16 protein-coding genes and 2 pseudogenes are annotated in these 14027 nt (G+C 68.6%); 14 read left to right on the forward strand and 4 right to left on the reverse strand.

What is annotated here, in order from left to right:
- Positions 1–114: 114 nt before the first annotated feature.
- The 8 genes and pseudogenes from QIY60_RS22565 to QIY60_RS22600 all read left to right on the forward strand — a co-directional run bounded on the left by QIY60_RS22565 (position 115) and on the right by QIY60_RS22600 (position 6851).
- Positions 115–435 (forward strand): hypothetical protein, encoded by a 321-nt coding sequence (locus QIY60_RS22565; protein ID WP_283146152.1) that lies wholly within the window; start codon positions 115–117, stop codon positions 433–435.
- Positions 359–871, forward strand: a pseudogene (locus tag QIY60_RS22570) (DEAD/DEAH box helicase); the annotation flags it as partial. The gene QIY60_RS22565 and the pseudogene QIY60_RS22570, both read left to right, overlap by 77 nt.
- A 326-nt stretch (positions 872–1197) precedes the next feature.
- Entirely contained in the window at positions 1198–2490 is a 1293-nt protein-coding gene (locus QIY60_RS22575; protein WP_283146153.1) for a hypothetical protein, read from the forward strand.
- An 87-nt stretch (positions 2491–2577) separates the two neighbouring features.
- Positions 2578–3981, forward strand: a complete 1404-nt coding sequence (locus QIY60_RS22580; RefSeq protein WP_283144081.1) for a helicase C-terminal domain-containing protein — start codon at positions 2578–2580, stop codon at positions 3979–3981.
- Between the two features lie 479 nt (positions 3982–4460).
- The gene (locus QIY60_RS22585; protein ID WP_283144082.1) at positions 4461–4796 is read left to right on the forward strand and encodes a DUF1998 domain-containing protein; all 336 of its coding nucleotides are present in this window, start codon (positions 4461–4463) and stop codon (positions 4794–4796) included.
- A gap of 152 nt (positions 4797–4948) precedes the next feature.
- Positions 4949–5341: a hypothetical protein gene (locus tag QIY60_RS22590; RefSeq protein WP_283144083.1), complete on the forward strand. Its 393-nt coding sequence runs from the start codon at positions 4949–4951 to the stop codon at positions 5339–5341.
- A complete protein-coding gene (locus tag QIY60_RS22595) occupies positions 5338–5661 on the forward strand; it encodes a hypothetical protein (protein ID WP_283144084.1) in 324 nt (107 codons plus the stop codon). The genes QIY60_RS22590 and QIY60_RS22595 overlap by 4 nt, the downstream gene beginning before the upstream one ends.
- Positions 5662–5675: 14 nt before the next feature.
- Positions 5676–6851 carry a DEAD/DEAH box helicase gene (locus QIY60_RS22600; protein ID WP_283144085.1) on the forward strand — a complete coding sequence of 392 codons (1176 nt, stop codon included), beginning with the start codon at positions 5676–5678 and terminating at the stop codon, positions 6849–6851.
- 25 nt (positions 6852–6876) lie between these two features.
- Here the strand turns inward: QIY60_RS22600 and QIY60_RS22605 are convergent, their stop codons facing one another.
- Complete coding sequence (locus QIY60_RS22605; RefSeq protein ID WP_283144086.1) at positions 6877–7434, reverse strand: hypothetical protein; 558 nt, start codon at positions 7432–7434, stop codon at positions 6877–6879.
- A gap of 164 nt (positions 7435–7598) precedes the next feature.
- Here QIY60_RS22605 and QIY60_RS22610 point away from each other — a divergent pair, with 164 nt between their 5' ends.
- Positions 7599–7868, forward strand: coding sequence for a hypothetical protein (locus QIY60_RS22610; RefSeq protein WP_283144087.1), 270 nt, complete (start codon positions 7599–7601; stop codon positions 7866–7868).
- A 60-nt stretch (positions 7869–7928) separates the two neighbouring features.
- Here the strand turns inward: QIY60_RS22610 and QIY60_RS22615 are convergent, their stop codons facing one another.
- Entirely contained in the window at positions 7929–8333 is a 405-nt protein-coding gene (locus QIY60_RS22615) for a hypothetical protein (RefSeq protein WP_283144088.1), read from the reverse strand.
- Positions 8334–8362: 29 nt separating this feature from the next.
- On the opposite strand from QIY60_RS22615, the gene QIY60_RS22620 reads away from it, so the two are divergent.
- The 5 genes from QIY60_RS22620 to QIY60_RS22640 all read left to right on the forward strand — a co-directional run bounded on the left by QIY60_RS22620 (position 8363) and on the right by QIY60_RS22640 (position 12674).
- On the forward strand, positions 8363–9361 hold the full coding sequence (locus QIY60_RS22620) for a hypothetical protein (RefSeq protein ID WP_283144089.1): 999 nt from the start codon (positions 8363–8365) through the stop codon (positions 9359–9361).
- On the forward strand, positions 9298–9915 hold the full coding sequence (locus QIY60_RS22625; RefSeq protein ID WP_283144090.1) for a hypothetical protein: 618 nt from the start codon (positions 9298–9300) through the stop codon (positions 9913–9915). The genes QIY60_RS22620 and QIY60_RS22625 overlap by 64 nt, the downstream gene beginning before the upstream one ends.
- Positions 9843–9992, forward strand: coding sequence for a hypothetical protein (locus tag QIY60_RS22630; RefSeq protein WP_283144091.1), 150 nt, complete (start codon positions 9843–9845; stop codon positions 9990–9992). The genes QIY60_RS22625 and QIY60_RS22630 overlap by 73 nt, the downstream gene beginning before the upstream one ends.
- 41 nt (positions 9993–10033) lie before the next feature.
- Entirely contained in the window at positions 10034–11527 is a 1494-nt protein-coding gene (locus tag QIY60_RS22635) for a hypothetical protein (RefSeq protein ID WP_283144092.1), read from the forward strand.
- A gap of 754 nt (positions 11528–12281) precedes the next feature.
- Positions 12282–12674, forward strand: coding sequence for a hypothetical protein (locus QIY60_RS22640; protein ID WP_283144093.1), 393 nt, complete (start codon positions 12282–12284; stop codon positions 12672–12674).
- Positions 12675–12852: 178 nt separating this feature from the next.
- Here QIY60_RS22640 and QIY60_RS22645 read toward each other — a convergent pair whose 3' ends face one another.
- The gene (locus tag QIY60_RS22645) at positions 12853–13056 is read right to left on the reverse strand and encodes a DUF397 domain-containing protein (protein ID WP_283144094.1); all 204 of its coding nucleotides are present in this window, start codon (positions 13054–13056) and stop codon (positions 12853–12855) included.
- Positions 13053–13894, reverse strand: a pseudogene (locus tag QIY60_RS22650) (helix-turn-helix transcriptional regulator). The gene QIY60_RS22645 and the pseudogene QIY60_RS22650 overlap by 4 nt, the downstream one beginning before the upstream one ends.
- Positions 13895–14027 lie beyond the last annotated feature (133 nt).

The raw sequence follows: 14027 nt of genomic DNA on the forward strand, positions 1-14027 counted from the left end.
CGCCGTGCCCTGCACGAACAGTAAAGTGGGGCAGATGCGTCGGCCGCTGGCGCCAGGTGTGCGGCAAACGGGACGTGATGCACGAGCAGTGGATTCAAAGGGGCCCGGCCGACTGTGGACGTATTTGGTGTCCATCATGACCTCATCGCCGAGTACGAGGCGTTCACCAGCTCCCTCGTCGCCGTACGGGATCCGGAGATCGAGAAGCACCTCGCCGACGAGAGAAGGCGCAAGACCCGCTGGCCCGACCCCAAGCTCGCCCTGAACCCCACTTTCCGCAGTGGCGGTACTGTGGCCGAGTTGTGTGACGACGGCCTGCTTCACCCGCTGTGCCGGGAGTATTTCCGGCACAAGGAGCATGAGGACGACCCGGGCAGTCGCACTCTCTCTTCATCAGCATCAGCGCGAGGCCATCGTGGCCGCCGACGGCGGTGACTCGTACGTGCTGACCACGGGTACTGGTTCCGGCAAGAGCCTGACCTACATCGTGCCGATCGTTGATCATGTGCTCCGCCATCCCAACCCCGACGGGATCTCGGCGATCGTCGTCTACCCCATGAACGCGCTGGCCAACAGCCAGCTCGACGAGCTGGAGCGCTACCTTCAGTGGGGCATTCGGGACGATCACCGCAAGGTGACCTTCGCCCGCTATACCGGCCAGGAGAACAGCGAACGCAACCTCCAGGTCTTGCGGAACAAGCCGGATATTCTGCTTACCAACTATGTGATGCTGGAGTACCTTCTCACCCGTCCCGACGAGCGGCGGGAGCTGATCGGCGCGGCCCGTGGCCTCCGCTTCCTTGCTCTTGACGAATTGCATACCTACCGAGGTCGTCAGGGAGCTGACGTCGCTCTCCTCGTCCGTCGGCTGCGGGACGCCTGCGAGGCGCCGGACCTTCAGTGCATCGGCACCTCGGCCACCATGGCCACGGCCGACACGTTCGCCGATGCCCAACAGGACATCGCTGAGGTCGCCACCCGTCTTTTCGGTACCGAGATCCGTCCTGACCGCGTCATCGGCGAGACCTTGGAGCGCTCGACCGACCCCGGCCCGACGCCGTGCCCGGAGTCCACCCTCGCGAGCCCCTCGCCGGCGCCGTGCGGCGTGCCGCCGCCACTCCGCCGAGCTCCCCGCCGACTACGACACCCTGCGCCGCGATCCTCTGGCTGTCTGGGTCGAGGACACGGTCGGGCTCGATGTGGAGAAGGCCGGGGGCGGCTCATCCGTCGCCCCCTCTCACCATTCCCCAGGCCGGGGACCTGCTGGCCGAGGCGAGCAGGGAACCTGCCGAGGTCTGTCGCCGGGCCATCGAGGCGGTACTGCGTGCCGGAGCGGACGCCAGGCACCCCGAACTCGGCAGGCCGCTGTTCGCCTTCCGGCTGCATCAGTTCCTGTCAAAAGGCGACACCGTCTACGTCAGCTTCGAACCGCCGGGCGGCCGTCACCTCACCAGCCAGTACCAGACACGTGTCCCCGACCACCTGGACAAGCCGCTCGTTCCCCTGCACTTCTGCCGTGACTGCGGCAAGGAGTACTTGGTGGTCACCCGTCCCGACGAACTCGAAGGCGAACGTTTCGAGGCTCGTGAGGACCCGGACGCGCCTGCCTCCGAAGGCGACGGCTTCCTGTACGTCAGCGACGACCGGCCCTGGCCCGACGAGCACGATCAAGACGCCGTGCTTCGGCGCCTCCCCGCGAGCTGGGTCGAGACGGACGACGACGGTCAGTCCTCGGTACTCAAGGCCCGAGCCGGAGACCTGCCCGAGGAGGTGTGGATCGGCCCCGACGGCCGGATCACCGAATCCGGCACCGGCCTGCGCGCCTGGTGGGTCGGCGCGCCGTTCCGCTTCTGCTTGCACTGTCGTACCTCGTACGAGCAATTGCGGCTCAAGGATCTCGCCAAGCTGGGCACCTTCTCAGCAGAGGGCCGCAGCTCCGCGGTCTCGCTCATCAGCTCTCGTATCGTGCGATCTTTGCGCGCCCAGCCGGAGCTGAAGAAGAAGGCGCGCAAGCTCCTCACCTTCGTTGACAACCGGCAGGACGCCAGTCTCCAGGCCGGGCACTTCAACGACTTCGCCCTCGTCACGCAGGTCCGCGGCGCCCTGTACCGCGCGCTGGACACGGCGGGGGAGCGCGGGCTGACCTTCGACCGTCTGCCCCAGGCCGTGTTCGACGCCCTCTGCCTCCCGATGGAGGCCTACGCCAGGGTTCCGGGAGCCAACTTCCACCAGCGTGATCTCGCCCACCTGCACTGCGTGAACTGCTCGCTTACCGTGTCTACGCCGACCTGGAGCGCGGCTGGCGTGTCACCATGCCCAATCTGTCCCGGACAGGTCTTCTGCGCTTCGAGTACACCGACCTGGCCGAGATCGCCGCCGCTCCCGAGTGCTGGGAGGGCTGCCATCCCCTGCTCACCGGCGACACGGCCGCCCATCGCGAGCAGCTGGCTCGCGACCTCCTCGACGAAGTGCGCCGCTCTCTCGCTGTAGAGGTGGAGTGCCTCACCCAGGAGGGCTTCGACCGCCTCGGCAGCATCAGCGACGCCCATCTCGTCAACCTGTGGGCACTGTCCACGCGTGAGCCGCGTGTCCGCTCGCGTCTGGCCTACGCGGGCCGGGGAAGACCGGCACGGCAGCCGACGCGGTGCCTTCAGCGGTCTCGGCGGCTACGGCCGCTACCTGCGCCGCATCGGCCAGTTCGCCGCCCTGCCCGGCCAGGCCGGCAAGCGCATCCCGGTCGCCGACGCCGACGCGGTCATTCGTGACCTGATGCGCGTGCTGCGGGAGTGCGGTTTGCTCGCCGCAGTCCAGGAGGAGCGCGACGGCTCCCTCGCCCATCAGCTGCGCGCGTCCGCGTTGCGCTGGCTGCGGGGCGACGGCACCAGACCCGAGCCCGACCTGGTGCGCAAGGTGACCGACGCGGACGCCGACGTCCGGGTCAACCGGTACTTCCGTGACCTCTACCGCGACGGAGCCGCCGGGCTCACCGGCATCAAGGCGCACGAGCACACCGCGCAGGTCGACGCCCAGACACGCCTCATCCGCGAGAAGGCGTTCCGCAAGGGTGACCTGGACATCCTGTACTGCTCTCCCACGATGGAGCTGGGCGTCGACATCGCCGAGCTGAACGCGGTCGGCATGCGCAACGTCCCGCCGACTCCCGCCAACTACGCGCAGCGCTCCGGGCGCGCGGGTCGCGCGGGCAGCCCGCACTCGTCACCACGTACTGCTCCACGGGCTCCCCGCATGACCAGTACTACTTCCGCCGCCCGGGACTCATGGTCTCCGGCAGCGTCACCCACCGCGCCTCGACCTCGCCAACGAGGAGCTGATCCGCTCCCACGTCCACTCCATCTGGCTTGCCGAGACGGGCATCCACCTGGGCAGTCGTCTCACCGATGTGCTGGACGCCGAGACCGCGGGCGAGGCCGGGCGATGGCCACTCGACCTCCTGCCGCAGGTGCGGGTGCCCTCGACAGCGAACCCGTCCGGTTGCGCGCCATCAGCCGGGCCACCGAAGTTCTCGCCCCTCTCCACGACGAACTCTCGGTCGCCTCCTGGTGGTACGAGGGGTGGGTGGAGCGCACGGTACGCCAGGCGCTGGGAAGCATCGACGCGGCGTGCGAGCGCTGGCGCCGCCTCTACCGCACTGCCCGCACCGAGGTGGAGCAGCAGCACCGCCGCGCCAACGACCTCTCGCTCAGCCGCAGGGACCGCGACCGTGCGGCCGGCCGACGCGCTGAGGCGGAGAACCAACTGAAGTTGCTGCGCAACGAGGCCGACAGCGAGTCGTACAGCGACTTCTACACCTACCGCTACTTCGCCTCCGAGGGTTCCTGCCTGGCTACTCCTTCCCTCGGCTGCCGCTTGCCGCGTACGTGCCCGGGGAGCGCTCGTCGGGCAAGTACGGGCAGCGCAACGGCGCGTACATCCAGCGCCCACGCTTCATCGCGATCGGCGAGTTCGGGCCGGGCGCTCTGATCTACCACGAGGGCAACCGCTACACCATCGACCGTGTGACCGTTCCGATGGGCGACCGTCCAGGGCAGGTCGCGACCAGCGACACGACTCTGTGAGGCGTGCGGCTACTGGCACGACCGGGCGGAAGGCGCCGATCGTTGCGAGAACTGCGACGTCCCGCTCCACCGCACCCTGCCGAAACTGATGCAGCTCACCCAGGTGCACGCCGAACCGCGCCGCCGGATCTCCTCCGACGAGGAGGAACGCCTCAAGCGCGGCTTCCGTCTGCGGACCGTCTACCGGCACGCCCCGGGCGGCGCGTTACGGCCGGTGCGCAGCGCGGACGGAGCGGCGCTCGCCGAGGTGGCCTACGGCGACTCGGCGAGTGTGCGCGTCCTCAACCTCGGCTACCGCAAGCGCGACGGCAAAGACCGTTCGGGCCAGGGCTTTGGCTCGATCCGGTCAGCGGCAGATGGCTTTCGGAGGGCAAGGCGGCGCGCATGGACGAGGAGTCGACGGAGGAGGAGTCCCTGGCCTCTTTCGACCAGGCCCAGCGCACTCTCCAGGTCATCCCCTACGCCCAGGACACCAAGAACATCGCTGTGCTGCGGATGGCCGAGCCGGTGGACGACATCACCGCCGTCTCGCTGCGCTACGCCCTGGAGCGCGGCATCGAGGCACATTTCCAGCTGGAGGACTCCGAGCTGGAGAGCGAGAACCTCCCGGACGCCGAGAGGCGCGGCCGGACGCTCTTCGTCGAGAGCGCCGAGGGCGGCGCGGGCGTGCTGCGCCGCCTGTACGACGACGAGGGCGCTCTCGCACGGGTGGCGAGGTAAGCACTGCGGATCATCCACTACGACGAGGACGGCAAGGACCTCGACCGGGCTGAGGGCGCGGCCGAGCGCTGCGAACTCGGCTGCTACGACTGCTTGCTGTCCTACTCCAACCGGGATCCCACAAGCAGATCGACCGCCACCGTGCCGCGCCGTTGCTGGTCGCGCTCGCCCGGTCCCGTACAGGCGACGGCTCCCGCCCCCGGGCTTCAGGAGCGTCTGTACCGCTTGCGGAATCGCAGGAGCGGTCCGCGCCGGACACGCCAGTCGAGGCGTTCCTGCGCCTTCTTGCCGACAACGGCCACCGCCTCCCCGACGAGACGGCCACCCCTGTCGCGGACGTGGTCTACCACCTCGCAGGTGCCGAAGTCGCCGTGTTCCTGGAGCACGAGGGAGCCCGCCGCCTCACCGAACAGGACGAGTACCGCATGATGGACGACGGCTGGCTGGTGATCAGGGCCGGAGCCGAACCCGACTGGAAGGACACCGTGCGCGCATACCCGGACGTCTTCGGCATCGGCCGCGACCACAGGGGAGGCGACCGATGAGCACTGTCACCGGCCGCGCCCCCGGCACGCTCATCCGCGCCCGGGACCGGGACTGGGTCGTGCTGCCCGGTACCACCGAAGAGCTGGTCCTCGCCCAACCTCTCGACGGAGACCGCGAATTCGTCGCGGCGCTCTTCCCCGGAGAGGTCGGCGAGCCCGGCTTTGGCCGCCCACAGCCCCGGTCCGGCGAGGCCGGTGACTTCGCCTCCGCCTCGCTGCTGCGCACTGCCCTGCGGATCGCCTCCACTGCGGGCGCGGGCCCCTTCCGCTCCTGGCCTCGGTCGCGGTACAGCCCCGCCAGTACCAGCTGGTGCCGCTGATGATGGCTCTGCGCATGGACCCCGTACGTCTCCTCATCGGTGACGACGTCGGCATCGGCAAGACCATCGAGTCCGCGCTGATCGCTCGGGAGCTCATGGAGCAGGGGTCCGCACGGAACATGACTGTGCTGTGCTCGCCCTCGCTCGCCGAGCAGTGGCAGCGCGAGCTGCGCGACAAGTTCGGCATGGAAGCGGAGCTGGTGCTGCCGTCCACGGCCGCGCGTCTACAGAAGGCGATCGACGACCCCAACCGGTCGATCTTCGACCACTATCCGGTCACGGTCGTGTCCACCGACTTCATCAAGCAGGACGAGCGCCGTGACGCGTTCCGCCGCCACTGCCCCGAACTGCTCATCGTCGACGAGGCCCACACCTGCGTGGGCGCCGGCAGCAGCGACGAGCCGCAGAAACGCTACGAGCTGCTGTCGGCACTCGCCGACCGCAATGAGCGCGACCGTCACCTGATCCTGGTCACCGCGACCCCGCACAGCGGGGACCCGCAGGCCTTCTCCAAGCTCACCGGCCTTCTCGACCCCTCACTGCGCACTCTGGACACCACTCGGTCCGCGGACCGCGACCGGCTGGCCCGCCACTTCGTGCAGCGCCGCCGCCACGACATCAAGCGGTACGTCGGTCAGGACACGCCCTTCCCCGAGGACAGGGACACCCAGGACGCGCTCTACCGGCTCGACGCCGACTACGCCCGCTTCGTCGCCGACATCATCGCCTACACGCGCCAGCAGGCACGTCGCCCCGGTGGCGACCACCAGCAGCGCATGTCCTGGTGGACGGCGCTCACTCTGCTGCGCTGCGTCCTGTCCTCGCCCGCCGCGGTCGCCGCGACCCGCGCACCCGTTCGCTCGTCGCCGCCACCCGCAGCAAGGCCGAGGCCGAGAAACTGGGCCGGGCCGCCGCCTTCGAGCTCTCCGACGACGAGACAGCCGAGGGCATGGACGTGGTCCCCGGCTCCCTCCCGGACGAGCCGGAGGAGGCGCGGGAGCCCCAGGACGGCCGTACGGACGAGGTCGGGCGCCGCAAGGCCGAAGCCGAGGCCCTCGCCGCCTTCGCCGAGCGGGCCGACGCCCTCGCCGGACCCGAGACCGACGCCAAGCTGCGCATACTCGTCGACCGCGTCAAGCGGCAGCTGGTCGACGGCTACGACCCGATCGTCTTCTGCCACTACATCCTGACCGCCGAGTACGTCGCCGAGCACCTTTAGGAGGAACTGGGCCGCAGCGCGGCGTCGAGGCGGTTACCGGCACCCTTCACCCCGACGCCCGCCAGGCCCGGGTGGACGAACTCACCACCCGGCGCGGCCGACACGTGCTGGTCGCCACCGACCGCCTCTCCGAGGGCGTCAACCTCCAGGACCACTTCGGCGCCGTCATCCACTACGACCTGTCGTGGAACCCGACCCGCCACCTCCAGCGCGCGGGCCGCGTCGACCGCTTCGGCCAGCCGCGCCGCCGCGTCCGCGAGATCACCGTCTACGACACCGACACCGGCATCGACGGTCTCGTCCTGAAGGTCCTCATCCAGAAGCACAGGGACATCGCCGACCAGACCGGCGTGGCCGTCCTCGTCCCCGACCAGGGCCGGGGCGTCCTCGAAGCCCTCGCCAGTGCGCTGCTGCTGCGCGGCGGGCAGCCCGAGGGCCAGCTGACCCTGGACTTCGAGGAGGACCCCGACTTCGGCCGAGCCCGCGAAGCCCTGCACAAGGAATGGGAGTCGGCCGCCGAGCGCGAGTCGAAGGTGCTCACCAAATTCGCCCACACCGGGCTGCGCCCAGAAGAGGTCGAGGCCGAACTCGACGCGCTGCGGCAGGCGTTGGGCGACCCCGGCGACATCGCCGTATTCACCCGCGAGGCGCTGGCCCAGCTGGGCGCCCAGCCGATCGGCGACCCCGTGATCGCGGCTTCAAAGCCCCGGTCGACCTGTTGCCGACCGGCCTCAAGCACGCCCTCGGCTTCTATGAGGACATCGATCAGACCGCCGCGCCGGGCGGCCCTCCCAAGGCGAAGGCCAAGGGGCGCTCCCGGGCCGTTCCCCGCGACCTCGTCTTCCGGGAGGATCTGCCGGTCGCCCGCGGCGAACACGCCCTCTTCCGCACCGATCCGGCCGTACGCGCCCTCGCCCGCTACCTCCTCGACGCGGCCGTCGACACCAGCCTGCCGGCCGAGGAGCGCCCGCCCGACGCCTTGGCGTGATCCGCACCGCGGCTGTGGACCGCCGTACCGTCCTGCTGCTTACCCGCTACCGCTTCCGCCTCACTCTGCCCCCGCGCGAGCCAGCGACGAGCCGCGGGTCCTGGTCGCCGACGACGCCCAGATCGTCGCCTGGCGCACCGGCGACGACGGCCGCCGCGTCTGGCTGTCCGACGAGGAGACCGCCGCCCTGCTCACCGCCATGCCGGACAGCAACACCATTCCCGCCCTGCGCGACCAGCAGGCCGCCGCGCCACGGCGGAACTCGAAGACGACGAGGTACGCGACCACCTGACCGCCTGCGGCCGACTCCTCGCTGACCGGCTGCAGGACGCCCACCAGCGGGTTCGCGAGGCTGCCGGCCAGCGTGGCCGCGAGCGCGGCGCCGCCGCCGCACGCCGCATCGATGTCGAGCTGTCCGGCGAGCCCGACCAGCTCGGTGTGTACGTGTACCTGAACGCCCCGCACGCACAGCAGACCGCCCCCGGAGGAGACCGGTGACCGCCCTCGCACCTGACCGCCTCCCCGCCTCACCCGCCGTACGGGTCGAGGGCGGCCTGCTCTCCGCCGACCTCCTGGGCAAGATCCGCTCCGGCGACCCCGAACTGCCCGGCAGCGCCCCCGCCGACTACGGACTCGGACGCGGCGTACGCACCGAGGACGCCGCCAGCCGCAAATGGAACGCGCTGCGCGCCGCGTACACCTCCCTCCAGGAGGAGCTGAAGGAGCTCGACGGCAAGGTCGATCCCCTTCAGACCACCCGCGTCTGGCTCCTGACGCTCCTGGAGGAGCTGGGCTACGGCCGCCTCGCCGCCCGTCGTGGTGGCATCAAGCTTCCGGGCCGAGACCCTTACCAGGTCAGCCACGACTGGCAGGATCACGTCCCCATCCACCTCCTCGGCTGGACGACGCCGCTCGACCGGCTGTCGGCGAACAGCTCCCGGGCTCCTCAGCCGATGATGCAGGAACTGCTCAACGCCTCCCCTGACCATCTGTGGGGCGTCCTCTCCAACGGCCGGGTCCTGCGCCTGCTGCACGACTCGACCGCGCTCGTCTGTTCCGCGTACGTCGAGTTCGACCTCGAAGCGATCTTCGGCGGCGGCGACTTCTCCGACTTCCTGCTGATGTACGCGCTGCTGCACGCCTCCCGCCTGGAGCTGGTGCCCAAACCGGAGAAGAGGCGCCGGGGGCGGCTACCGCCGAGGACGCGGACGAAGGCGAGGAGGAGGCGGGCGAGGAAGACACCGGGGCCACGGCGGCCGACGAGGCCCTGCTCACCCCGGCGGACTGCCGTCTGGAGTGGTGGCGCGACTTCGCCGTCGAGACCGGCATCCGCTCCTGCAACCTGCTGCGCGACCAGGTCGCCAAGGCCCTGTCCATCCTCGGTACGGGCTTTCTCCAGAACAACCCGGACCTCACCGATGCGATCACCGTGGGTGGCCGCCGCGCGCTCGACGACTTCCACCACGAACTGCTGCGCCTCGCCTACCAGTTGATCTTTCTGTTCGTCGCCGAGGACCGCGATGCCCTCCTCGAACGCCCTGGTCCCAAGGCCAAGAAGGCCGAAGTGAAGGCCAACCAGGCGGCCCGCGAGCGTTACGCGCTCTACTTCTCCACCGCCCGTCTGCGCCGTATCGCCTCCTGCCGCAAGGGCGACCACAACACCGACCTGTGGGAGGGCCTCAAGCATGTCCTGAACGCCCTCGGCCGCGATGGCGGCGAACCCGCGCTGGCGCTCCCCGGCCTCGGCGGCCTCTACTACCTCCCCGAGCCGAGCGAGATCGACGAGGACGCCCGGCCCACCCGTCTCCCCGGCGGCGCCGAGCCGCTGCGCGCGGCGAAGCTGCTCAACGAGCGGCTCCTGGAGGCGGTACGCCTGCTCTCCCGGATCAAGGAGAAGGGCCGCACGACCCGCGTCGACTACCGCCACCTCGGCGCCGAGGAACTGGGCAGCGTCTACGAGTCCTCCTGGAGCTCGTGCCGGCCCGTGAGGCCGACAACGAGATCTTCGAACTCAAGGACCTCGACGCGGGCAACAAGCGCAAGCTGACCGGCTCGTACTACACCCCGGCCGTCCTGATTGAGAAGCTCCTCGACAACGCCCTCGACCCGGTCGCCAAGCGATAGAGGCCTCAGGCGTCCCTGACCACCTGCTCGATATCAACTTCGTGGACCTGTCCTGTGGCTCGGGTCACGTCCTCGTCGCAGCGGCGCGGCGCATCGCGCTGCGGTACGCGCAGATGGTGCACGGCGAGTCTCAGCCCGCCCCTGAGCGAGTGCGCGAGGCGATGGCCAAAGTCGTACGCCGTTGCGTCCACGGTGTCGACCTCAACCCCCTCGCCGCCGAACTCGCCAAGGTGTCACTGTGGTTGGAGTCGCTGACTCCAGGCGAGCCGCTCGCCTACCTCGACGACCGCATCAAGACCGGCAACGCATTGCTGGGGGCGACGCCGGTCCGGCTGGAAGCGGGCATCCCGGACGGGGCTTTCGAGAAGCTGGAGGGTGACGAGCAGTCGGTCGTCGCCAAGCTGCGCCAGCAGAACGAGAAGGAGCAGCGGGGTGAATCGCATCTGCCGTTCGCCGTGCCGGGCGTCCGCACCAGTACGGCGACCGTGCGCGTGGAGGCCGAGAGGGTCGCCGGGATCCGGGACCACAGTCAGTCGGAGGTGCGTCAACACGCCCGCCTGCACCGCCAGTTCGAGGAGCGGCCCGAGCTGAAGCACATGAAGCGGGTCGCGGATGTGTGGTGCGCGTCGTTCCTGTGGCCCAAGCACAAGGGCGCACCCACGGCGATCACGACGAACGTGCTGCGTGACGTTGAGAAGAACAAGGAGAACGAGCCGCTGCAGGACGAGGCGGCCGAGCTGATGCTCGCCGACATCGTCCGCCGCAACCAGTTCTTCCACTGGCACCTGGAGTTCCCGCGCGTCTTCCGTGTCGAGGACCCGGACGCCGACAACGCGAACCCGGACACCGGCTGGCAGGGCGGTTTCGACGCGGTCCTCGGCAACCCGCCGTGGGAGCGCGTCAAGATCCAGAAGAAGGAGTGGTTCGCGGCGCGGGACGAGCACATCGCCGCGGCGGCCACGGCCAGCATCCGAGACCGCATGATCGAGGATCTCGCGCACAGCGTGGACGAGAACGGCGAGCCCAACGAGGGCGACCGCCAGCTGTACGCGGAGTACCAGTTCGATCAGAGGGAGTCCAAGGGCCAGGTCACCATGTGCCGGAAGTCGGGCCTGTTCCCGAAGACCGGATTCGGTGACGTCAACACGTACGCGGTCTTCGCGGAGAAGGCGCGGCAGCTGATCAGGCCGGAGGGGATGGCGGGGCTGGTTCTGCCTACGGGGATCGCTACGGACAAGACGACGGCGGGGTTCTTCTCGGACTTGGTCGAGCGGCGTCAGATGGTGGCGGTGCTGGACATGGAGAACGAGGAGAAGCTGTTTCCGGCGGTCACCAACCGCGTGGCGTTCTGCCTGTTCACGATGGCACGTGACCTCGCCGAGCACTACAAGGTCGTACGTCTCGCGTTTCGTGCACGGCGGCCGGATCAGTTGGACGCGCGGGAGTTCACGCTGGACGCGGGGGGTTCGAGCGGATCAATCCGAATACAAGGACGGCTCCGATTTGCGCGAGTCGGGACCATCTGCGGGTGCTGAAGGAGTTGATGCGAAAGCCAATCCTGTGGAGTCGCGATGGACAGGGCAACACGGTTTCGAACGCATGGCGTATCAGTCCTTTGCGCATGTTCGACATGGCTAACGCATCGAAGCTCTTCCAGGGTAGCGAGAGCCTGGCAGCCGCTGGTGCGAGCCGCACGGGAACGATTTATGAACTAGGTGGTGATCGGTATCTTCCGCTGTACGAAGGGAAGTTTGTCCATCACTTCGACAGCCGGTTCGCAACATACGAAGGTGCGACACAAGCCCAAGTCAACAAAGGTACGTTGCCACGGTTTGACACTGCAGCACACGAAGATCCTCAAAGGCTGCCCGTGCCTCGCCACTGGGTTGCAGAGAGTCAGGTGGAGGACCGTCTCGCTGCTGACCCCGGCCAGAACCGGGGAGCCTGGCCGCACGATTGGATGCTTGGTCGCCGCAATGTCTGTCGATCGGCGGATGAGAGAACTTTGATCATTGCGCCTGTGCCGCGGACTGCGGCTGGCGACAAGCTGCCATTGATGCTGCCGTATGCCGAGTCGTCCTGGCTTCTCTTGGCCAACCTGAGCAGCAGGGTGCTCGACTTTGCGGCACGCAACAAGCATGCCGGGGTGTCGCTGTCGTACTTCGTCCTGGAACAGCTGCCCGTGCTGCGACCGGAGGTGTACGACCTCTCCACTCCGTGGACCCACGACACCCCCCTCGCCGACTGGATTCGCCCCGAGTCCTCGAACTCACCTACACCTCCCACGAGATGGCGCCCTGGGCGAAGTACCTCGGTGACGACGGCCCGCCCTTCGTATGGGACGAGGAGCGCCGCTTCCTGATCCGTGCCGAACTCGACGCCGCGTACTTCCACCTCTACGGGATCGAGCGCACGGACGTAGACCTCGTCCTGGACAGCTTCCGGGCGTTCAAGAACAAGAAGCCGGAACTCTTCGAGGACACGAAGAAGGAGATCGTCCGCGTGTATGAGGCGATGGCCGAGGGTCGTCCCTTCACGCACGAGTCCCTCACCCTGCCGCCCGCGAAGGGCCATCGTCATCCCCCGGGCACGAGCCCGCTGACCAGCGTCACCCTGCCGGAGGCCGCCGAAGCGCCCGGCGGCTCCGGCCAAGAAGAAGGGGCGCCGCAAGACCACCCCTGATCAGCTGGGCGGGGCCCTGTTCGGCCTGGACGAGGTCGAGGGCATCGACATACAGCTGGACCTGCTCGGCATGTTCGACGAGGACGAGGAAGAGAAGGAGTAGGGAGCGGGGTGCAGCAATCAGGCGGGTGCGGGAGTTGCTCCCGCACCGCCCGCGTGCAACTCGTACGGCTCGGACTCAGCTGTCCAGCGACGACTTCACCGCGAGCTCCGTGAACGCCGACCAGGCGCCGGGCGAGACGACGAGGGGACGGATCCCTATGTCCTTGGAGTCGCGGACATGGACCGCCTCGGGGCGCACGGCGACCTCGATGCAGTTGTCCCCGTCTCCGCCGCTGTAAGTGCTCTTGAACCAGTACAGCTCAGGGGTGGTGGTGCTCATGGCGCTCCTCGCATCCGTTCCAAGAGGTTCACCGTGGCCCGGCAGTCCAGGGCCTGTGAACGCAGCTTGCCATAGCGCTGATGGAGGACGCTCACTTCGCCGGGATCAGCGATCAGACTGCTCGACCGATGTCCTCGGTGTAACCGAACCACTGATGTCCTGGCGTCTCAGCCATGTACAGCGGCCGTCGGCTCCACAGTGGCCTTCCTGATGTAGGGGCATGATCTGGATCTCGACGTTGGTCCGTTCGCCCACTCAGCAGATGGTCAATAACAGCCCTGGTGACCGTTGGGCCGCCGACCCCACGTTCCAGAATGGCCTGCTCGATGATGAACGTAAAGGCGGTGCTCGGCCGCTCGGTCAGTAGCGCCTGGCGCTCCAGACGCGCCGCCACCTTCTGGGCGATCTGCTCCTTGGTGTACGGCGGAAGTTGACGTTCGAACACCGCCCGCGCATACCCCTCCGGCTGCAACAACCCCGGAACCGCCCGGCACTCATACGCATACAAGGAGATCGCCTCTTCCTCGATCCCGGCCCACTGCCGGAACCAAGCCAGCCCTGCCCGCCGCGTCAGGCTCCTCGCCGCCGCCGTGAGGACCTTCACCCCGACCGCACCGAGCACGTCCTCGGCCCGCGAGAGCAGATCGGCCGGCGGGAACCGTTTGCCCTGCTCGATCTTGGCGATGTACGCGGCCGAGTACCGCACCCGCACAGCGAACTCCTCCTGTGTGAGGCCGGAGTCCTCCCGCGGGGCCTTGAGGACCGCGCCGAAGGTCTTGAGGCTGTCGGAGAGTTCGGGTTCACTGCTCGTGCCGCCTCCGTCGTGATCCACTGCCATCGCGCGCGCCTCCCGTGCTCATGTTCCCGCCGACGCCGATCCCGGCCCGATCCGCCCAACCCGCCCAGGGTCACGGTGGGTTACCCACCCAGTCCAGAGTGTGCACTGGTACAGCGGTATCTGTATGGGTGTC

The organism is Streptomyces sp. BPTC-684, assembly GCF_030028635.1.
Lineage (GTDB): Bacteria > Actinomycetota > Actinomycetes > Streptomycetales > Streptomycetaceae > Streptomyces > Streptomyces noboritoensis.

Bases quoted from the DNA above. Each gene is read 5' to 3' on its own strand.
- QIY60_RS22645 (WP_283144094.1), bottom strand. From the start codon at position 13,056: ATGAGCACCACCACCCCTGAGCTGTACTGGTTCAAGAGCACTTACAGC.
- QIY60_RS22585 (WP_283144082.1), top strand. From the start codon at position 4,461: ATGGACGAGGAGTCGACGGAGGAGGAGTCCCTGGCCTCTTTCGACCAG.
- QIY60_RS22575 (WP_283146153.1), top strand. From the start codon at position 1,198: ATGTGGAGAAGGCCGGGGGCGGCTCATCCGTCGCCCCCTCTCACCATT.
- QIY60_RS22640 (WP_283144093.1), top strand. From the start codon at position 12,282: ATGGCGCCCTGGGCGAAGTACCTCGGTGACGACGGCCCGCCCTTCGTA.
- QIY60_RS22595 (WP_283144084.1), top strand. From the start codon at position 5,338: ATGAGCACTGTCACCGGCCGCGCCCCCGGCACGCTCATCCGCGCCCGG.
- QIY60_RS22600 (WP_283144085.1), top strand. From the start codon at position 5,676: ATGGACCCCGTACGTCTCCTCATCGGTGACGACGTCGGCATCGGCAAG.